24 protein-coding genes are annotated in these 19,097 nt (G+C 64.1%); 8 read left to right on the top strand and 16 right to left on the bottom strand.

Annotated elements, in window-relative coordinates:
• The first annotated feature begins 60 nt into the window (after window positions 1-60).
• Window positions 61-1,284, top strand: coding sequence for a c-type cytochrome (locus U5914_RS02500; protein ID WP_336133907.1), 1,224 nt, complete (start codon window positions 61-63; stop codon window positions 1,282-1,284).
• Between the two features lie 74 nt (window positions 1,285-1,358).
• The gene (locus tag U5914_RS02495) at window positions 1,359-2,042 is read left to right on the top strand and encodes a cytochrome c biogenesis CcdA family protein (RefSeq protein ID WP_336133906.1); all 684 of its coding nucleotides are present in this window, start codon (window positions 1,359-1,361) and stop codon (window positions 2,040-2,042) included.
• A gap of 42 nt (window positions 2,043-2,084) precedes the next feature.
• On the opposite strand, the gene U5914_RS02490 is transcribed toward U5914_RS02495, so the two are convergent.
• The 5 genes from U5914_RS02490 to U5914_RS02470 all read right to left on the bottom strand — a co-directional run bounded on the left by U5914_RS02490 (window position 2,085) and on the right by U5914_RS02470 (window position 6,026).
• Window positions 2,085-2,528 (bottom strand): DUF7965 family protein, encoded by a 444-nt coding sequence (locus U5914_RS02490; protein WP_336133905.1) that lies wholly within the window; start codon window positions 2,526-2,528, stop codon window positions 2,085-2,087.
• Window positions 2,521-2,943 (bottom strand): DUF2214 domain-containing protein, encoded by a 423-nt coding sequence (locus U5914_RS02485; protein ID WP_336133903.1) that lies wholly within the window; start codon window positions 2,941-2,943, stop codon window positions 2,521-2,523. Before U5914_RS02485 ends, U5914_RS02490 begins: the two co-directional genes overlap by 8 nt.
• A 156-nt stretch (window positions 2,944-3,099) precedes the next feature.
• Window positions 3,100-4,539 (bottom strand): NAD(P)(+) transhydrogenase (Re/Si-specific) subunit beta, encoded by a 1,440-nt coding sequence (locus U5914_RS02480; protein ID WP_336133901.1) that lies wholly within the window; start codon window positions 4,537-4,539, stop codon window positions 3,100-3,102.
• A complete protein-coding gene (locus tag U5914_RS02475; protein ID WP_336133899.1) occupies window positions 4,536-4,823 on the bottom strand; it encodes an NAD(P) transhydrogenase subunit alpha part 2 in 288 nt (95 codons plus the stop codon). The genes U5914_RS02480 and U5914_RS02475 overlap by 4 nt, the downstream gene beginning before the upstream one ends.
• Window positions 4,824-4,841: 18 nt before the next feature.
• Window positions 4,842-6,026, bottom strand: a complete 1,185-nt coding sequence (locus U5914_RS02470; protein WP_336133898.1) for a Re/Si-specific NAD(P)(+) transhydrogenase subunit alpha — start codon at window positions 6,024-6,026, stop codon at window positions 4,842-4,844.
• A 394-nt stretch (window positions 6,027-6,420) separates the two neighbouring features.
• On the opposite strand from U5914_RS02470, the gene U5914_RS02465 reads away from it, so the two are divergent.
• The gene (locus tag U5914_RS02465; RefSeq protein ID WP_336133897.1) at window positions 6,421-7,092 is read left to right on the top strand and encodes a metal-dependent transcriptional regulator; all 672 of its coding nucleotides are present in this window, start codon (window positions 6,421-6,423) and stop codon (window positions 7,090-7,092) included.
• Window positions 7,093-7,154: 62 nt separating this feature from the next.
• Here the strand turns inward: U5914_RS02465 and U5914_RS02460 are convergent, their stop codons facing one another.
• The 5 genes from U5914_RS02460 to U5914_RS02440 form a co-directional block, all read right to left on the bottom strand.
• Window positions 7,155-7,766, bottom strand: coding sequence for an ArsR/SmtB family transcription factor (locus U5914_RS02460; RefSeq protein ID WP_336133896.1), 612 nt, complete (start codon window positions 7,764-7,766; stop codon window positions 7,155-7,157).
• A gap of 55 nt (window positions 7,767-7,821) precedes the next feature.
• A complete protein-coding gene (locus U5914_RS02455) occupies window positions 7,822-8,034 on the bottom strand; it encodes a hypothetical protein (protein WP_336133895.1) in 213 nt (70 codons plus the stop codon).
• 53 nt (window positions 8,035-8,087) lie between these two features.
• Complete coding sequence (locus tag U5914_RS02450) at window positions 8,088-8,342, bottom strand: MTH865 family protein (protein ID WP_336133893.1); 255 nt, start codon at window positions 8,340-8,342, stop codon at window positions 8,088-8,090.
• A gap of 156 nt (window positions 8,343-8,498) precedes the next feature.
• Window positions 8,499-9,563, bottom strand: coding sequence for a hemolysin family protein (locus U5914_RS02445; RefSeq protein ID WP_336133891.1), 1,065 nt, complete (start codon window positions 9,561-9,563; stop codon window positions 8,499-8,501).
• A 73-nt stretch (window positions 9,564-9,636) separates the two neighbouring features.
• Window positions 9,637-10,506: a universal stress protein gene (locus tag U5914_RS02440; protein ID WP_336133890.1), complete on the bottom strand. Its 870-nt coding sequence runs from the start codon at window positions 10,504-10,506 to the stop codon at window positions 9,637-9,639.
• 268 nt (window positions 10,507-10,774) lie between these two features.
• Between U5914_RS02440 and U5914_RS02435 the strand changes: the two genes are divergently transcribed.
• The 3 genes from U5914_RS02435 (at window position 10,775) to U5914_RS02425 (ending at window position 12,705) form a co-directional block, all read left to right on the top strand.
• Window positions 10,775-11,464, top strand: a complete 690-nt coding sequence (locus U5914_RS02435) for a hypothetical protein (protein ID WP_336133889.1) — start codon at window positions 10,775-10,777, stop codon at window positions 11,462-11,464.
• Window positions 11,461-12,087, top strand: a complete 627-nt coding sequence (locus U5914_RS02430) for a DUF2238 domain-containing protein (protein ID WP_336133888.1) — start codon at window positions 11,461-11,463, stop codon at window positions 12,085-12,087. The genes U5914_RS02435 and U5914_RS02430 overlap by 4 nt, the downstream gene beginning before the upstream one ends.
• A gap of 147 nt (window positions 12,088-12,234) precedes the next feature.
• Window positions 12,235-12,705, top strand: a complete 471-nt coding sequence (locus tag U5914_RS02425; RefSeq protein WP_336133887.1) for a DUF2062 domain-containing protein — start codon at window positions 12,235-12,237, stop codon at window positions 12,703-12,705.
• 58 nt (window positions 12,706-12,763) lie between these two features.
• Here the strand turns inward: U5914_RS02425 and U5914_RS02420 are convergent, their stop codons facing one another.
• A complete protein-coding gene (locus U5914_RS02420) occupies window positions 12,764-13,618 on the bottom strand; it encodes a ZIP family metal transporter (RefSeq protein WP_336133886.1) in 855 nt (284 codons plus the stop codon).
• 195 nt (window positions 13,619-13,813) lie between these two features.
• Between U5914_RS02420 and U5914_RS02415 the strand changes: the two genes are divergently transcribed.
• On the top strand, window positions 13,814-14,173 hold the full coding sequence (locus U5914_RS02415) for a hypothetical protein (protein WP_336133885.1): 360 nt from the start codon (window positions 13,814-13,816) through the stop codon (window positions 14,171-14,173).
• Window positions 14,174-14,176: 3 nt separating this feature from the next.
• A complete protein-coding gene (locus U5914_RS02410; protein WP_336133883.1) occupies window positions 14,177-14,506 on the top strand; it encodes a hypothetical protein in 330 nt (109 codons plus the stop codon).
• 210 nt (window positions 14,507-14,716) lie between these two features.
• Here the strand turns inward: U5914_RS02410 and U5914_RS02405 are convergent, their stop codons facing one another.
• The 5 genes from U5914_RS02405 to U5914_RS02385 form a co-directional block, all read right to left on the bottom strand.
• Window positions 14,717-16,081 (bottom strand): NAD(P)/FAD-dependent oxidoreductase, encoded by a 1,365-nt coding sequence (locus U5914_RS02405; protein ID WP_336133881.1) that lies wholly within the window; start codon window positions 16,079-16,081, stop codon window positions 14,717-14,719.
• Window positions 16,082-16,159: 78 nt separating this feature from the next.
• Window positions 16,160-16,696, bottom strand: a complete 537-nt coding sequence (locus U5914_RS02400) for a cob(I)yrinic acid a,c-diamide adenosyltransferase (RefSeq protein ID WP_336133879.1) — start codon at window positions 16,694-16,696, stop codon at window positions 16,160-16,162.
• A gap of 38 nt (window positions 16,697-16,734) precedes the next feature.
• On the bottom strand, window positions 16,735-16,962 hold the full coding sequence (locus tag U5914_RS02395) for a hypothetical protein (RefSeq protein WP_336133878.1): 228 nt from the start codon (window positions 16,960-16,962) through the stop codon (window positions 16,735-16,737).
• A gap of 415 nt (window positions 16,963-17,377) precedes the next feature.
• Window positions 17,378-18,532 carry an acyl-CoA dehydrogenase family protein gene (locus U5914_RS02390; protein ID WP_336133877.1) on the bottom strand — a complete coding sequence of 385 codons (1,155 nt, stop codon included), beginning with the start codon at window positions 18,530-18,532 and terminating at the stop codon, window positions 17,378-17,380.
• A gap of 106 nt (window positions 18,533-18,638) precedes the next feature.
• Window positions 18,639-18,914, bottom strand: coding sequence for a PadR family transcriptional regulator (locus tag U5914_RS02385; protein WP_336133876.1), 276 nt, complete (start codon window positions 18,912-18,914; stop codon window positions 18,639-18,641).
• Between the last annotated feature and the right edge of the window lie 183 nt (window positions 18,915-19,097).

The following is a 19,097-nucleotide window of genomic DNA, read 5'->3' as shown; positions in this document are numbered from 1 at the left end:
CTTGCGATATGCTGGACCGAGCGAACAGACGAGGACGTCGACCGAGGTGCGGATAGACGGATGGATCGGAAGTTATTGCTCCTGATCGGGGCAATCGCGATGGTCGCCTTGGCAGGCTGTGCCGGATATCAGGGACCCGACGACACGGGCCCGCCCGAGACGGAGGTCGAAAACGGCAGCCAACCCGATGCGGGCGCCGAGTCGGGTGAACCGACCGACCTGCCGGCCGAGATGCCGAACCGTGAGGTCATCGACGGCGACCTCCGGGAGGGAGAGGCGAAAGACGAGATGCGGTATCGGAACGCCACCGCCGGCGATGAGATAAACTTCGCCCCGAAAGAGATGAACGAGTCAACGCTCCCCGACAATGAGAACGAGCGGGAACTCATCATGTACGGGCGCGAGCTCATGGCGAACACCTCCGAGGAGGCCCCCGAACACGTTGGGAACGAACTCTCGTGTGCCAACTGCCACGGCGGTGGCGACATGCCGACGACGACCGGCATGGTCGGCCAGGACATCAACCTGATTCCGCTCGTCGGCACCACTGCGGACCTGCCGGAGTGGACGGGCCGGCGCAACCGGATGCGAGACACCCGACAGCGTCTGATCGGGTGTTTCCAGCGGAGCATGAATTCGCCGGACTCCGAGGAAGGAGCGCCCGACTACGACAGCCGCGAGCTGCAGGCCATGGAGGCCTACATGCAGTGGCTGAGCGAGGGCGTCCCCACGAAGGGCCAGCCCTACTGGTCGCACCTGAACAAGCCGGAAGGTGACGAGAAGGTCCCGGTCGAGGAGGTCAACCCGGTGCGTGGTGCCGAACTGTACCTCCAGAACTGTGCGTCCTGTCACGGACAGGACGGGCAGGGTATCGAGGACGTCGGCCCGCCGCTTTGGGGCCCCGGCTCGTTCAACGACGGTGCCGGCATGAGCCGGATGTACACGTCCGCGGCGTTCATCCGCGAGGCGATGCCGTACGGCAGTCCCCATTCGGTGAGCGACTGGCGCAACGTTCACGACATCGCCGGCTTCATGAACGGCCACGACCGTCCCGAATTCCCCGAGAAGTCCCAGGACTTCCCGAGCGGAGCACCCGAGGAGGGCATCTACTACGACCGAACCCAGGAGAACCTCGGCTACGAGATGAACCCCATGAAGAAGAAGCTCCAGTTGGCTGGTATCCCGACGGGAACCCAGGAACTCAACGAGTCCCAGATTCCCGAGGACGTCGACCGCTACGACCAGCCGCTTCGGGACGCTGAAGTCGAAAACGACGACGAATAGCGAACCGATTTCCCATATCGGGTTTCGACCAACCGCTACATTCTTTGGCCGGATGTCGAAAGGCTACTGCAGGGATGCTCGAGACACCGGGAATCGCCGCAGTGCTCGTCGCCGGCGTGCTGACCGCGCTGACGCCGTGTTGTCTTCCCATGTTGCCACCGTTACTCGCGGGGAGTGCCGGTCATCGACTCCGGCCGCTGGCCATCGTCACCGGGAGTATCACGTCCTTTACCGCACTCGGTATCTCGACGGCAGCTATCGGGTCGATTACGCCCGATACGTTCCGGGTGCCGTTCGTCGTGCTGATTATCGTCTTCGGTGCGGTGATGGCCGACGACGGCCTCCATTCGGCCTACACGACGTACGCCTCCCGGATTACCGCCCCGATAACGGAGTTCACGACCGCCGTCGAGCGCGCCCATCACCCGCTCGTCGGAGGGTTCGTACTCGGGTTGTTCCTCGGGTTCATCTGGCTGCCCTGCGTCGGCCCGATCCTCGGGAGCGTCCTCGCGTACGTCGGCACTTCCGGGAACGTCACCGGAAGCGCGACGTTGCTTTTCAGCTACGGCGTCGGCTTCTCCGGGCCCCTCCTCGTCGTCGCCTACGGCGGCCGGCGGGCGGGCGATACGCTCACGGGATACGTCACTTCCCTCGACCGGCCGTCGGTGATTCGCCGCGTGAGCGGCTACGCGCTCGTCGCGACCGGTATCGCGTTGCTGTTCGAGATAGACAAGGCGCTTCTGGCAGTCCTTACCTGATGGCGGACCGCTCGCGTCCGCTCCCGTTGACGAGCATCCGGATCAGATAGCGGCGCCGATTCGGTGAACGGCGACGAGAAACGAGACGAGTATCGGCCCCGAGACGCCGCCTATCGCGGTCACGACAGCGACGGTTCGGAACACGGGGGCCGGTCCCTGCTCGACCGGAACCGGAGTGGGCGAGACGAAGCCGATTATCAGGACGACCGTCAGGTAGACGAGCGCGGTGGCGCCACCGACGCCGGCGGCGCGGCCGACCGCGTTGAGGGGGTCGTCGGTCCGGATTTCTGACGGAAGCGCGAACCGCCCTGCGACGATAACGAGTAACCACAGGTAGCCGAACAGGAACCCGGCCGAGGCGGTTCCGACCACGTCGAGGGCCGCTCGCAATCCGCCGGTCACGTGTCCGGTGAGGACGGCCCCGACGACGAGCAGGACGAGCGTTCCCGTCCCGACGGTCCAGGCCTCGAGTTGGCGGTCATCCACGGGCGAGCACCCCCGCGAGAAGGATGACGACCGCGGTCAGCCACGCTGTCGCAGCATAGAGCGTTCCGAGTCGTCGTTCGGTCACGGTACGTGCGCCGTCTCGGAGCCGTTCGGCGACGGCGAACGACCGGACGAGCGAGACGACCGCGATTACGAGGACGCTGCTCAGTTTGACCGTGAGTGTCACCTCGCGTCTCCCCGCGGTCGGGGTTCCGAACCCGACGAGGTTCCCGATACCGGTGAACACGATTACACCGAAGACGCCCCAGAACGCGGCCTCGAACCAGGTCACGGTTCGGACGGACACGTCCCCGCCCGCTCGGATGGCGAGCCACAGGACCGCCGAGCCACCGACCAAGAGTCCGCTACCGAGGACGTGGACCGAACGGAGCAACACGTACTGGGTGCCGACCATCGGGTGCGTGTTGACGCTGGAGCATCAAATACGTACGTTGGTCAACCGATACCAAGGCCCGTCACGACCGACGGTCTCGGGCAGATAGCCCGCGATTTCACCACGCGCTTCGGTTCCGTGGGCTCTGTGGCTCGAAACGGGGATTCGGTCCCGGATTCAGGAGGATTCCTTGTAGTGGTTGACCAACTCCTGCATGGACTCTTTGGCATCGCCGAACAGCATGCTGGTGTCCTCGTCGGCGAACAGCGGGTTCGGGATGCCCGAGAACCCGGGACTGAGGCTGCGCTTGTTGACGATGACCGAGCGCGCGTCGGTGACGTTCAGGACCGGCATGCCGGCGATGGGACTGGAGTCGTCCTCGTTGGCGCGGGGGTTCACCACGTCGTTGGCCCCCGTCACGATGACCACGTCCGTCTCGGAGAACGTCGGATTGACCGCCTCGAGTTCCCGCATCTTGTCGTAGGACACGTCGGCCTCGGCCAGCAGCGCGTTCATGTGGCCGGGCATCCGACCGGCGACGGGGTGGATGCCGAACTCGACGTCGACGCCGTTTTCGTCGAGCAACTCGGCCAACTCGGCGACGGCGTGCTGTGCCTGGGCGACGGCCATCCCGTAGCCCGGCACGATAACGACCCGGTCGGCCACGTCCAGCAGCATCTCCACCTCCTCGGGGGACGTTTCGGTGATGTTCCCCTCGTAGATGTCGTCCATGTCCTCGCCGCCGCTGGCGTCCTCGCCGAACCCGCCGAAGAGGACGTTCGTCAGCGACCGGTTCATCGACTCGCACATGATGATCGTCAGAATCATCCCCGAGGCCCCGACGAGCGTCCCGGCGATAATCAACACCGTGTTGTTCAGGACGAAGCCGGTCGTTGCGGCCGCCAACCCGGAATAGGAGTTCAGGAGTGCGATGACCACCGGCATGTCGGCCCCGCCGATGGGGATGACCAGCAGCACGCCGAGGACCGACGCCGCCGCGACCAGCACCCAGTAGGAGGGAATCCAGTCTGCTGTCGGCACCGACCCGAACAGTTCCGGCTGGACGATGAGTACGAGACCGCTGAGGACGGCCCCCAAAAGGAAGACGACCTTGACGACGTGTTCGCCGGAATACCGGATGGCGCCGCCGATTATCCCGTGTAGTTTCCCGGCGGCGACGAGGCTGCCCCAGAAGGTGACGGCCCCGATGATGCCGGCTATCGCTGCGGCAGCGGTCACGTCGACAGGCAGCGTCCTGGTCCCGTTGAATAGTTGGGTCAGTTCGGCGCCAGCAACTAGTGCCGAGGCACCGCCGCCGAACCCGTTGAACACCCCAACCAGTTGTGGCATCTCCGTCGTCTCGACGGTCAGAGCCAGCCACGTTCCGATGACGGTGCCGACGAGTAACCCGCCGAACAGGACCAGCGGCGACAGGATATCGAACCACAGGACGGTGACGCCGACGGCTAGGGCCATCCCCGCCGCCGAGGTGGCGTTTCCACGCGTCGCCGTCCGGGGATGGGTCATGTCACGCAGTCCCTGAATGAACATCACCCCGGCCACGAGATACGCGAGCGAGAGCACCCACTCCGGGAAGCCCCCGAGGACGGCACTCATCGGTCAGCCCCTCCCGTGCTGAACTGGTCGAGCATCAGGTGACTGACGAGGTAGCCGCCGACGACGTTCACCGTCGCCATCACGACCGCCAGAAAGCCGAGGACGGTCGCGAGCGAATCCGAGCCCGACCCGGCGACGACGACCGACCCAATCAGTGTGATACCCGAGATGGCGTTGGCGCCGGACATCAGCGGCGTATGGAGGTTCGTCGGAATCTTGGTGATAATCTCGTAGCCGACGAAGGCCGCAAGGACGAACAATGTCAGGTTCTGAACAAGTGTCATCGCGTCACCCCCTTCGGATTACGCATCGTCATCCGCCTCCGTGTCGGCATCCTCGCTTGCGTCCGCTGTGTCCTCGTCGTCACGGTGTGGTGCTCGTACCGTTCCATCGTGTGTGAGTAGCGTCGAATCGATGACCTCGTCCTCGAAGTCGAAGTCGAGGTCGCCGTCGGTCAGCAGGTTTTCGAGGAAGTTGGTGACGTTGTTGGCGAACTGGTCGCTGGCGGTGTGGCTGACGGTCGCCGGCAGGTTCGTGTGGCCGAATATCGTGACCCCTTCGTAGGTGACCGTCTCGCCGGCGACGGTGGGTTCACAGTTGCCGCCGGTTTCGGCGGCGAGGTCGACGATGACCGACCCGGAATCCATCTGGGCGACCATCTCCTCGGTGACCAGTTCGGGCGCGGGTGCGCCCGGAATGGCCGCGGTCGTGATGACGACGTCCGACTCCGGGACCACGCGGTTCAGTTCCTCGCGCTGGGCGGCGTAGAACTCCTCGTCCATCTCGCGGGCGTAGCCCTCGTCGTCGCCGGAGCCGTCGGTTTCGAGGTCGAGTTCGACGAAATCCGCTCCGAGGCTTTCGACCTCCTGTTTGACCTCGAGTCGGATGTCGTAGGCCCGAACCGAGGCGCCGAGGCGTTCGGCAGTCGTGATGGCTTTCAGTCCGGCGACGCCGGCCCCGATGACGAAGACCTCTGCGGGTTGGATGGTCCCGGCGGCGGTCATCTCCATGGGGAACATCTTCGGCAACGCTTCGGCGGCCATCAGACTGGCCTTGTATCCGCCGAGGCTGGCTTGCGAGGACAGCGCGTCCATGCTCTGGGCGCGGCTGATTCGCGGCATCAACTCGAGGGCGAACGCGCTGACGTTCCGGTCGGCCAACTCGGCGAGGGTCTCCTCTTCGACGTCGTATGGCCCGAGCAGGCCGATGACGACCTGGCCGTCCCGATAGGGGTCGGTTTCGGTGTCAGTCGCGCCGAGTGCCTGAACCTGAAAGACGACATCGGCCGCCTCGAACACGTCGTCGCGGTCGGCGACGACCGTACAGCCGGCGGCTTCGTACTGTTCGTCGCTCCAGTCGGCCGCCTCGCCGGCCTCGGAAGCGACGTAGACTTCGTGGCCGTCGTCGATGAGTGACTCGGCAATGGGGGGAGTTAGCGCGACGCGACTCTCGCCGGCTGCCGTCTCCCTCGGAATGCCGACGTTCATGACGACTTGCCCCGCCCAGTACGTTCTGAAACCACGTCTCCGGTCCCGATGACCGATTCGAACCAACGCGCTTCTCTAACTGTCCTGACATTCATGCGTTTGGAACTCTCTGACGTGGCTGTCTTACGATTATCATATAAAGCTCCGGGTACCGACAGTATTCCTGTGAATTGTTCTATATACTCGATAAAGTTCGAAGAACATCCAATTTTATTTCAGAGGTTGCTTTCCGGTCAACATATCTGCTCGGCTTCCTGTTACCAGTCCGGGATTATCTGCGGGGGTCGGAAACGCGAGTTGCTCGTGAGGCCGGACGCGAGAATCGAAGGGTCGCGACCCTCCGCCACTCATCGGACGAAAAACACTATCCCTCCGAGTCGCCAAGGGTGGCGTAATGCTGAGCGCCGTGATGGAGGACTACATAAAGGCCATCTACGCCATCCAGAACGAGACCGGCGAACGGGTGGGCACCTCCGAGTTGGCTGATTACATGGACGTGACCTCGCCGACGGTCTCCAGCATGCTCGGTAAGCTGGAAGACCGGGGTCTCATCGACCGCGAGGAGTACCGCGGCGTGACGCTCACCGACGAGGGCGAGGTCGTCGCCCTCGAGATTCTGCGGCATCACCGCCTGCTGGAGGCGTTCCTCACCGAACAGCTCGATTACGACTGGGCTGACGTCCACGAGGAGGCCGACCGCCTCGAACATCACGTCTCCGACGAGTTGACCGAACGCATCGCCGAGGTGCTCGGCAACCCCGGCGTCGACCCCCACGGCGACCCGATTCCGGACGCGGACCTCCGACTGCCGGAGAGCGAGGACACCTGCCGGCTGTCGGCCGCCGAGGAGGGCGACGAGGTCGTCGTCCGACGCATCCGCCATCAGGGCGACGAGGAGCTACGCTACCTCGCGGACGCGGGCATCGAGCCGGGTACCGAACTCGAAGTCCTCGAAATCGCGCCGTTCGGCCTCGTCACCGTCCGGACGCCGGCAGGCGAACAGAGCCTGCCGGAGGATATCGCCCGGCTCATCGAGACTGCGCCCGCGACCGAAGCCGAGGTGTGATACGGCCGGTTGTAACGGTTTCCGGCGCGCGCCAGTACGGGTCGGCGCGCGCCGAGAAAGGACTACAACCGGTCGTATAGGTACCACCACGCCGCGACGGCGACGGCGACCGCACAGGCCCCGAGGAAGAAGGCGAGGACGGGGTCGAGTGCGGTGAGGGCCGCGGCGCCGGAGTCGGCACTTTCTGCGGCGTCGGTAGTGCTCTGGAAGGTCACCTGTTCCTGACTCGGGTCTTCGGTCAGCCAGTCGTGGGCGACGGCGAAAACGATAGTCGCGACGGCGACCGTCGCGGCGAGGCCGAACAGGCGCTTGAGGTGGTCCCGGAGGCGGGACCCGTCGTCTTCGTCGCCGGCAAAGAGGACGACGGCCTCGCTGGCCGGGCCGTAGACGGTCATCTCGTTGCCCTTCTCGGAGTAGCCGGTGCCGGCGGGTTCGATGAGGTCGGCGTCCTCCAGTCGGTCGACGTGGTAGTGGACGTTCTGGAGGGAGGTGCCGACGTGGTCTTCGAGTTCGGCCGGCGTCCGCGGGTCCTCGTAGATGAGCGACAGCATCTCGCGGGCGGTCTCGGACCCGAGGGCGGCGAAAGTGTCACCGGCGTCGTCGCCGTCGATGTCCAACACGCGCGGCTCGTCGGGCGACGACGACACGTCGAGGCGACTCGGCAGGAGACTCATTATCGGCCTTTATTACCGGGGTAGAATACCCCTTGCGATAGTTCAAATCGCGGTTTCACTCTTCGAGCGGTCGGATACCGGAGACGGCGAGCACCGACTGGACGGTCAACAGGACGATGAGGGCGCCGCCGGCCAGCATCGTCGGCGCCGAGATGAGCCTCGCCGTGTCGGCGGCGACGACCAGCCGCGAGAGGCCCATGACGATGAAACTCAGGAGGACGAGCCCGAGCGCCAGCGCCGAGAGCTTGACGAACGTGTTCCGTCGCATCAGCAGTCGCTATTCGGTCGGTGCTACGAATATAAAAGGGTGGTTGTGTGGCGTTAAATCTCGCCCTGCTCTTCGAGGCCTTCCATGATGTCGTCGACGAGCGACTCGACGTCGTCGTACGGGAACTCCTGGCTGTCCCCGCCCTTGGTGTTGAGCTCCATGGCGGTCATGGAGAAGTCACCGGACTCGAACTTCGTGCCGGGGCCCTGCGGGAGGGCGGGCACGAGGTCCATCGGGCTGTTGACGGGGTAGTCTGCACCTTCGAACGCCTCGATAAACTGCTGACGGAGGTCGTCTTTGTCGACCATTGCGTACGTAGGTCAACGCACACCCCATTTAATGTTGTGCTGCCCATTGCCGCTTCCTTTAAGAGCCTCGGATTCGAGGGCCTGCGGGGCTTTTCGACAACTCCGTTATAGCAGCACAACATCCACTGTCGCCGATTGGAAACAGGGGTGGCCGCGTCAGGTCGATGCCCGCTGGTCGAGCGGGTCCTCGAGTTCGCCCATCACCGATTCGAGGGCGTCCGTCGCCGTGAGGAGTCCCACGACGTCGCCGTCTCGAATGACGAGCGCGAGTTCCTGGTCCTCGGCCTGGAACTGGTCGAACGCATCGCTGACGTTCGTCTCCGCGGCGAGCGTCATTGGGGGTGCTGCAATCTCGGTAAAGGAGACCTCACCGTCCGTGAGGTCCTCGTAGTGGTCGATGATAGACGGTGCGTACACGATGCCGTGAAAGTCCGTCAGGTCCTCGCCCACCAGCGGAAATCGGGTGTGTGGCGTGTTTCGGATGCGGTCGAAGTTCTCCTCGACCGAAAGCGTGGTCGAAAGCGCGATGATGTCGTCGGCAGGGACCATGATCTCGCTGACCGAGAGTTCGTCGACGTCGAGTGCGCCGAGGACCTCGTCGCGGCGCTCCTCGGGGAGTTCGCCCTCCTCGAGAAGCGAGTGGACCCGATTGCGGAGCTGGGCTCGTGATTCGAGGACCTCCTCTTCGGTTTCCAGCCACGCCCCGGTCATCTCGATGCCGAACAGCTTGAGCGTGGCTTTGGCGATCCAGTCGCCGAGCGTGATGAGCGGGGAGATGAGCCGGTTGAACCAGTACAGCGGCGTCGCTCCGTACCGACACACCATCCGAGAGCGCTCCACGCCGAGGTAGGTCGGCGTCTGTTCGCCGTGGGTGAGATGGAGGAGGTTGATGATTCCGAACGCGATTATCGCGCCCGCTCCGACCGACGCGAGCGGCGTGGTAGCGAAATACGGCTCGAACAACGCCGCCAGTGCGGGTTCGGCGATGATACCGACCGCGATGCTCGATGCCGTGATGCCGACCTGACAGGTCGTCAGGTAGATCTCGAGGTTCTGTGTCATCTCCCAGGCCCGTTCGAGGGCCGGGTTGCCGTCGATGAACTCCTGCTCGCTGAACTGCCGGGCGCGCGTCAGCGCGAACTCGATGGCGACGAAGAAGCCGTTGGTCAGGATGAGAGCGAGACCAGCGACCAAGCGGAGGCCGAGCTCCAGTGGGGTCATCGTGCCCAGTTACCCACCTCTCGCAGTAAATAAGCAAGGAAGTTCGATAGGCGCGAGCCATCCCACGGAACCGCTACTCGCCGCGTCCAACCGTGATGACCGGAACTGGTGCAGAGCGGACGGTCTTCTCGGCGACGCTTCCGAGTAATATGCGATCACTGCCGCGCCTCCCCGTCGTTCCCATCACGACGGCATGGATGTCGTTCGATTCGATGGTGTCGAGTATCACCTCGACAGGGGAGCCGTGTTCGACGTGCCGGACAGTGTTCGAAACGCCGCGTGTCCCCGCCTCGGACACGAGGTCGGCAACGGCATCGGTCGCAGCCTGCTCGCTTGCCTGATTCGAAATCGTCGAGCGAACGTCCGGACCCAGCGAGGTATCGTCGACGACGGATAGCACGTGAACGGTCGCATCGAGAGCCGCTGCAATGGAGAGGCCATGCTCGGCGGCGTGGACCGCACCGGCACTCCCGTCGGTCGGAAGAAGGATGTTCTCGTAGGGGAACACCAGTTGTTCGTCGGGCTGCATCCGCGTCGTCAGAACCGGGACCGAAGACAGACGGACGACCTTCTCCGTGACGCTTCCGAGAAGGTATCGTGACACCCCCTCTCGACCTTGGGTCGGCATCACGACCACGTCGTAATCGTATTGCTCAGCGTACTCGACGATCGTCGGCGCCGGCGTCCCTTGGACGACGTCGGAATCGTAGTCCACACCGAGCGTGTCCAGTGTTTTCGCTGCTTCTTCGACGATGGCCTTGCCCTCCCGAACGAGTGCGTCAACGACCTCGGTTTCGACGACCGTGACGCTATCGCGCGTCGTATCCGCGACGAACAGAACGTGGATAGTGGCGTCGGCCCAGTGGGCGATCTCGGCAGCGTGATGCAGTGCCTCCGCCGCCCCGTCGCTCCCATCGAACGGGAGCAGAAGGTCCTCGTACATGTGAGTACCTACGGGCATCTCTCTCAAGTGGCTTGCCACCAACCACTCGACTCTGTCTTCCGAGCCCATCCTACCGGGTGGGCGACATTCGGGGGAGGGGTTTCGTGCACACGTCTTCGATTGCTGATACTGCATTGCTCAACGCCGCGCTCGAAGACGCGTGTGTGAACTGTCCTATGCCACTCCCCGAGGAGTGTCTCTGCCCGTCGCATCGTCTCCGCCGGTGGGCCGGCGTCTTTTAGTGTGTGCTTCCCTCCAGTTTGTCCATATGGATGGCTCCGAGGGCCCGAACACCAACCGGTCGTCGACCGAGGACGTCCTCGCGCAGGTGTTCCGGAACAGCCGGCTGAACGCCATACTGGCGTGGGTGCTGGTCGCGGTGCTGGTGGTCACCTTCGTCGAGAGCGTCTGGGACTTCGACCGGCTATGGATGGCCTTCGTCGCCACGACCGCCGTCATCGTTCTCGTTCCGCCGGTCGCCCACCGCGACTGGGAGGTCATGCTCCCGTGGGAGTTGCTCGTGCTCGCGTTGCTACCGATTCTCGCTCGCGCGACCGTCGGCGGGGAACTGGGACTGTTCGCCTACTACCTGTCGGTCGCCGCGCTGGCGCTGCTGATCACCGTCGAACTCCACATGTTCACCCAACTGCAGATGACCCACTGGTTCGCCGTGCTCTTCGTCGGCATGGCGACGATGGCCTCGACGGCCGCCTGGACGGTCGTCCGCTGGAGTATGGACCGAACCTTCGGGACGAACCTGTTGAGTCACCTCGAAGCACGGGGCGCACCCCTGCTTCCGCCCGACCACACCGCACAGGAGGCCGCCAACGCCGGCCTGATGGTCGAGTGGCTCTACGTCACCCTCGCCGGACTGGTCGCGGGGGTCCTCTTCGATGCGTACTTCAGACGGCGCGGTCGGCATCTCAGTCGCCGAGTCTGGAGGGCGGTTCGCCGATGACGCTGTTGCCGCGGCCATCCCCGCGGAACCAGCGTCGACTCACCCGCGGGATGCAACTCACGCTGGTCGCCATCGTCGGCTACGGCCTCCTGTTCGGCGCGCCGAAGGCCATCACCAACGGCGTCATCGCGCTGGGTATCACGTTCGTCCCGTCGCTTCTGGAGCGGAACTACGACATCCCGCTGGACCCGTGGCTCGGCCTCTGGATCACGTTAGCGGTCTTTCTGCACACGATGGGGTCGGCGGGTCTCTACCAGCAGATTCCGTGGTGGGACCACATCACCCACGCGATGTCGGCGACGCTCGTCGCCGGTGTCGGCTACACCTTCGCCCGCGGCGTCGACCTCCACAACGACGAGATACACCTACCGCGGCGCTTCTACTTCGCCTACGTCGTGGTCATCGTGCTGGCGTTCGGCGTCGTCTGGGAACTCTTCGAGTTCGGCCTCGACGTCGTGGCTCACGCTACCGGCGTGGATATGCCGCTGGCCCAGCACGGCCTCGACGACACCGTCAAGGACCTGCTGTACAACTCGCTGGGGGCGGTACTGGTCGCCGTGTTCGGGCAAGCGCATCTCTCGGGGCTCGCGGAGACGGTCCGAGCGACCGTCGTCGGGGACTGATACGGATCGTTGTAACAAATTACCGGCGAGCACCGGTACCGTACGGGTGCTCGTCGGTAAACGACTACAACAATCCGTATGACGCGGACAGTCCTCGCGTCCGAACGACGGCAAACGTTCATTACCTCTCCTGTCCATCGTCAGCTAATGGCACGACGACTCGCGGCGTATCGGCGTCGGGTTCGGTCTCGACTGGAGACCGCCTTTGCCGGCGAGCACACGCCACAGCAGGTCGCCCGGAGTTTCGCGGTCGGCGTGTTCATCACGGCGCTGCCGACCTTCGGTGTCGGCGTGCTGGCCTTTGGCGTCATCGCGGCCCTCTTCGAGAGCGTCAGCAAACTCGCGTTGGTCGCCTCCGTCGTCGTCCTCAACCCGGTCGCGAAGTGGGGCGTCTACGCGGCCAGTTTCTGGCTCGGTGTCCGGATTCTGGGGCCGCCCGAGGTCACCGTCTCCACGATATCGTTCACCGCCGCCCCGGAGGTCGTCGCGCGACTCCTCGTCGGCAACCTCATCATCGCGGTGATTCTCACCGTCGCCGGCTACGCCTTCGCGTTCCGCGTCATCCGCGAGATGCACGACCGGGACCTCGGCGTCGCGGAACTGGTCGTCGGTGAGTAACCGGTTTCAGCCAGCCCATCGAACCGCTCGGTCGTCGCGACTGTTCGAAACTCGACGATTAGCCGGCCAGTGCAATATCCAGATATAGCATGATGATGACACCAGCCATGAGGCCGAGCGTCGCCACGCGCTCGTAGCCGCTCCGGTGTGTCTCGGGGATGATCTCGTCGGATATCACGAACAGCATCGCGCCCGCGGCGAACCCCATCGCGTAGGGCAACAGCGGTTCGACCGTCGCCACGGCGACGGCTCCCAGCACCGCCAGCGGAATCTCGACGACACCGGCTCGAATCCCGGCGATGACGGCGTACAGTCGACGGTCGAGGCCGGCGTTTATCGCCGCCACGGACACGGCCAGTCCCTCGGGGATGTTCTGGAGGCCGATGGCGACCATCAGGGACAGGGCGCCTCCCAGTTGTGCCGGGTCGTTCGCCGCCGCACCGAAACCGACGCCGACCGCCAGCCCCTCGGGCATGTTGTGCAGCGTGATGGCCAGGATGAACAGGACGACCCCGGCCAGTCGCTCGTCGGTGACCGGTAGCGTCACCTCGGGGTCCGCGGCGTCAGTTCGACGGTCGCCGGTCAGCAGGTAGTGAGCGTGAGGGACCAGCGCGTCCGCCCGGTCGAGGAACAGCGCGCCGAGTCCGACGCCGACCAGCGTCGGCACCGGGTTGCCCCCCGAATACTCCTCGATACCGGGTATGATGAGGCTGGTAAAGGCCGCCGCGAGCATGACGCCGGCCGCGAATCCGAGCATCCCATCGAGGGCCCGCTCGGATGGATTCCGCCAGACGAGGATGAGCGACGCACCGAAGAGGTTCATCAGGGCGATGATGACCCCGCCAGCAAGCGCCTGTATCACTGGCGACGTCCCGACGAGTCGGACGAAGGTCTCCGTAAACTGCGCCGGCATTGCTTAATCCTCAAGAATACAGCATTTATAAGTATGCATCTGCTTGGATCGGAACTGTATCGAAAACGTGTGTTCTGAACACTACCGGGCAAGAAGCTACTAGTCGGCTCGGTAGGGCGAAAGTGTACCTGTCTTGGCTATCAGTAACTTCGGCACAGCAGTACATTCATTACATCAGCACGCTGAGTACTGTATATGCCCGTTCGTATCGAGGAGTTCGAAACAGGGGATCTTCCGAGTGGTCCGAGCGTTCCTGAGCAGGTACTCGTCTACCTGTATGCGAATCGGGACAAAGCGTTCACCCGCTCGGAAATCGCGACCGGAATCGGGGAAGATCCGAATACGGTCGGGACTGCTCTCTCTCGGCTGAAGCAGCGTGACCTCATCAGACATAAGGGTGAGTACTGGGCGATCACGAGGGATCTGGAACGTGTACAGGATGCGTACGATCTCCACACTGTGACGGAGCAGCTCAACGACGAGGATGGGGGAGTCGACCCGGACGAGTGGGATGCGGCCGCTCCGGACGAGTCACATCCCAGCGAGAGGGACTGATAAATGCAACCGGAACGAGGCGACGTGGTCCGCAGTTCCGATCCGTTCAAATTAGGTGAGGATAGCCAGCGACCGTGGTTGATCGTCAACAACAGTTCACACCCGTTCGTCGACGAGCAGTTCCTCGCGGTCGCCGTATCGACGAAGGAGTACGAAGACTCGCTTGCGTTACGCCCCTACGTGTGGGAAGTCGGTGGTGTTCCGCACGAGTCGTTCGCCTCGCCGTGGGCAGTCCACTCGCCACGAATCGAAGATCTGGTAGCGTGGCAGGGCCGAGTTACCGACGAGTTCGTCGATACTGTCGTCGACGAAATAGAGACGTATCTGCGATAATTCGAAATATACGCCCGGAACACTAACTTCCGACGTCACTCCAAGCGGCGTGCCGTGGTCGGTCGGCTAACCCTCGTGCCGGGCGGGTCGAACGTGACCAGCGATGATGTCGCACACCCGGGTTCTCCGGTCCGTCATCGCTGCCCGTGGGGGCGGCTCCGTCGGGGACTAAAGGTGCGCGAGAAGGGCTAGGTCGTTCGTCGGCTTAAGTTACCGGGAACGCTGAACGCTGTACTCCGATTCCCGAATCTGGGCGTATCGGCCGTCCCGGAACCCGAACTTCTTCCATTTGTATTCCGCAAAGAGCTTCGCGCCGGTCCAGCCGGCGTAGACGGCCTCGTGGGCCGAGAAGGCGCCGTCGCCCTTCACGTTGCTGACGAGGCCGAACATGGTGTCCCAGTCGTCTGGTTCGTAGCCGCGGACCATGTCGGCGAAGACGCAGTTGCGGCGGATTTCGTCGCCGATGGCGTCGTGCCACAGGTCGTTGTAGCTGTCGAGGGTGCCGCGTGCGGCCAGCCGCCCGGCGAGTTGGCCGGTTCGGATGGCGACGTGGTCGCCGCCCTCGTGGAACTCGGAGGTCGCGCCCATCGCGCCGCCGGCGACGGCGACGTTGGCGGCTGTCGGCGACTCGATGGGTCGCGTCGAGGAGATGGGGTAGGTCTCGGTGCCGCCGGATTTGCCGCGGTTCTCGACCAGCGGGAAGTCGTCGAGGTCGTAGCCCGGGTACTCCCGCTGGAGCAGACGCTGGATGTAGGTGCCACCCTGTGGGACGCGGTCGTCCTCGGGGCGGAGCAGGCAGTACTCCTCGCGGTTTTCCACGTCGTCGAGGTCCATCCCGATGGGCATCGTCAGGCCGACGCGGGCGACGGGGTCGTCGTTCGGGAAGACCCACGGGTAGGCGGTGTGGCCGGGCATGTAGCCCCACCAGAACTTGATGCGGTCGTCCTCGAACAGTTCCTCCGGAATCCGGCGGTACTCCTGATAGGCGATGTGGTTGGTCTTCCGGGAGTCGAGTCGCGACATCGCCGCGTCGTCGAGCCAGTCTTCGAGGACGGTACCGGTGATGGTTCGCTGGGGGCCGTCGGCGAGGACGAGGTAGTCGGCCTCGATTTCGGTGCCGTCCCGGAGCGTGAGAGTGTGGGTGGGCGGCCCGGTCAGGTCGGTCTCGACCTCGGCGACGCCGGTGCCGACGCGGTATTCGGCGCCGGCGTCTTCGGCGCGCTCGCGGAGCCAGTCGTCGAAGCGGGCGCGGTGGAGGGTAAACCCGAAGTTGGGGTAGGAAGACGGGATACCGGTCGAGGTCAACTCCAGTGTCTCCGAGGGGCCGATGAACTCCGCGGCGTCGAGTTCCTGGTGTTTGACGTGCTCGGGAATCGGCTCGCCGAGGTTCATGATGTCGACCCAGTAATCGAGGATACCGGCGGCGTCCGTCGAGTCGGGGCCGAGGTCCTCGCGGTCGGCCCGGGGGACGCCCTTCTCGATGACGACGGCGTCGGCACCCTCGCTGGCGGCCGCGTGGCCGGCCGAACTGCCGGCGGGGCCGCCCCCGACGATGGCGACGTCTACCTGTTGCATACACGCCTCGGCGTTCCCGTGGGGCTTAAAAGAATTGACCCGCCGTCGGGAGACGGCCCCGAAAGTCGCGCGGTCGGGTCAGTATTTCGGCGATTCTTCCGGGACGCCCTCGCGCTGGTTGACGACGCGGGCCCACACGAACAGCGCGTCCGAAAGACGGTTCAGGTACGCGACGGCGTCCTCGTTGATGGGCTGGTCGGCCGCCAGCGCCACCGCGCGGCGCTCCGCTCGCCGGCAGACCGACCGCGCGTGGTGGATCTTCGACCCGACGTCGCTGCCGCCCGGGAGGATGAAACTCTCCAGCGGCTCCAGTTCGTCGTCGTAGGCGTCCATCCACGCTTCGAGGTCGTCGACGTGTTCGTCGGTCACCCGCGGGGCGTCCTCGTCGTCGCGGTCCGGGTTCGCGAAGTCGGCCTGGATGATGTGGAGGTGGTTCTGGACGGCGCCGAGTTTCTCGTCGATGTCGTCGTAGCCCGACGGTCGGATGCGCCCGACGACGCTGTTGAGTTCGTCGACGGTCCCGTAGGATTCGATGCGGGGGCTGGCCTTCGAGACCCGGGACATGTCCCGGAGGTCGGTCATTCCCTCGTCGCCACGGCCGGTGTATATCTTCATACTCGACCCTTCGACCCGCGAGGGCTTATAAGCGGAGGCTACTCCTCGTCGTTGGCCGGTTTCTCCGCGCCCGCCTCCCCTTCGTCGTCACTCGTCGGTTTGACGAAGAGATACGCGAAGGCGCCGATAGCGACCGCAAGCGGGAGGCCGAACTCCACGCTCGCGCGTACATCTCCGACGAGAAGGCCGCCGAGCAGCATCAACACGAACGCGAGCGCGAAGAACGTCGTCGCCCTGATAAAGTCGTCCTCGACGAGGCTACGCATTACCGGGGAGACGCGCCGCTGGGGGTAAACGGTACGTTTCGATGCGAACGGATGAAGCGCCCCACGGAAACCGTGGGGCAGACACGAGGCACGTGACGAGTGGGCCCGTCAGGCTACGGGCACAACGTCGCCCGACGGACCACGGAGGGAGCATCCGCGGAGGGGGCGCTTGAAAAGCGCCCCCGAGGCGGTTTGCTCAAAAGAGCGCGGTGCGCTCTTTTGGCATGACGAAAGGCGCGAAGCGCCTTTCGAACCACCCGGCGCCGACCGCAGGGAGGCGCCGTAGCGCGCGCGGACTAACGCGGCCCCGAGGGCCGCGGCAGGAGCACGCGCGCATATTTTCACTACGTTTTTGCCGCGGAGGCGGGTCTGGCGCTTTCGCGCGCCAGACCGCCGGAGCGTGCAAAAAGTAGTTTCAGAAGCCCTTGCCCTGCAACTCCCGAGCGATGACCATCTTCTGGATTTCGGTGGTCCCCTCGTATATCTGGGTAATCTTGGCGTCGCGGTAGAACCGTTCGACGTCGAAGTCGTCGACGTAGCCGGAGCCGCCGTGAATCTGGACGGCCTCGTTGGCGTTGCTGACGGCGGTGCGGGAGGCGAACTCCTTGGCCATCGAGGCGAGCTTGGTCAGCTGGCCGTCGGCGTGGTCGACCGACCACGCGGACTTGTAGGTGAGGTTGCGTGCGGCTTCGGCCTCGGTGTGCATGTCGGCGAGTTTGTGCTGGATGGCCTGGAAGTCGCCGATGGGGCGGCCGAACTGCTCGCGTTCCTGTGCGTATTCGAGGGCGCGCTCGGCGGCGCCTTTGGCGATGCCGACGCCCTGTGCGGCGACGCCGGTACGCGTCTCGTCGAAGAACTGCATCTGCTGGAGGAAGCCGGCGCCGCGAGTGCCGACGAGGTTCTCCTCGGGGACGCGAACGTCGTCGAAGATGAGTTCGGCGGTGTCGGAAGCGCGGATGCCGAGTTTGCCGGTAATCTTGTCGGCTTCGAAGCCGTCGCGGTCGGCTTCGACGATGATTTGCGAGAAGCCGTTGTAGCGGCCCTCAGCCTCGGGGTCGGTCTTACAGAGGACGACGAAGAAGTCACCGATGGAGCCGTTGGTGATCCACATCTTGTTGCCGTTGATGACCCACTCGTCGCCGTCCTTCTCCGCACGCGTGCTCACCGAGGAGACGTCCGAACCGGTGTCGGGTTCGGAGATGGCGGCCCCGGAGATGGCCTCACCGGCGGCGACGGGTTCGAGGTACTCCTCTTTCTGCTCCTCGGTGCCGAACTCGATGATGGCCTCCGTACCGAAGCCGCTGGAGGACAGACACAGGCCGATACCGGGGTCGGCGGCGAACAGTTCCTCGACGATGATGGCGGTATCGAGGACGTCGTAGCCGGCGCCGCCGTACTCGAAGGGAATCTGCGGGGCGAGCAGGCCCATCTCGGCGGCCTTCTCGACGACCTCCCACGGGTACTTTTCCTCGCGGTCGTACTCCTTGGCGACCGGAATAATCTCGTTTTCGGCGAAGCGCTGGACCTCGCTTTTCAGTTGCTCTTGTTCTTCGGACAGTTCGAAGTCCATACCCGAACGTTTGACTGCAAGTATAAAACACCAACTTTTCCTAACGACGTTTGCAGCATCTCTACCTTTGGTTTACAACGATAACCGGCTTGTGCCGGTTCGTTTATCAAATGTCGACGTACTGTTCTTCCCACTCGCGGCGCGCTTCGATCTCGCGGCGGCCGCGGCGGGTGAGCGTATAGAAGTTGGTCCGGCGGTCGCGCTGGCCCTTCTCGACGAGGCCCTTGTCGACGAGCGTATCGAGATTGGGGTAGAGACGGCCGTGGTGAATCTCCTTCTCGTAGTAGTCCTCGAGTTCCTCCTTAATCGCAAGCCCGTGGGGTTCTTCCCGCCCGGCGATGACGTACAGCAGGTCTCGCTGGAATCCTGTCAGGTCGTACATCGGTAAGTTCTATCTGCATGTTACTGTCGAATTAGGTTAAATATATCGAACCGTATCTCGCTATCGCTCCGATGACCGTTCCGAAAACCGTTCTGTGCGGCGCTATCGCGGCTACGGAGCGTACGTACGGAACGTGATAATAAACGAAAATGTACTGGCTGTGTTATGTAGTGTCAGGTGATA

Origin of the sequence: Natronomonas amylolytica, assembly GCF_037031205.1 — an archaeon.
GTDB lineage: Archaea > Halobacteriota > Halobacteria > Halobacteriales > Haloarculaceae > Natronomonas > Natronomonas amylolytica.
This window is presented reverse-complemented; position numbering and strand designations above follow the sequence as displayed.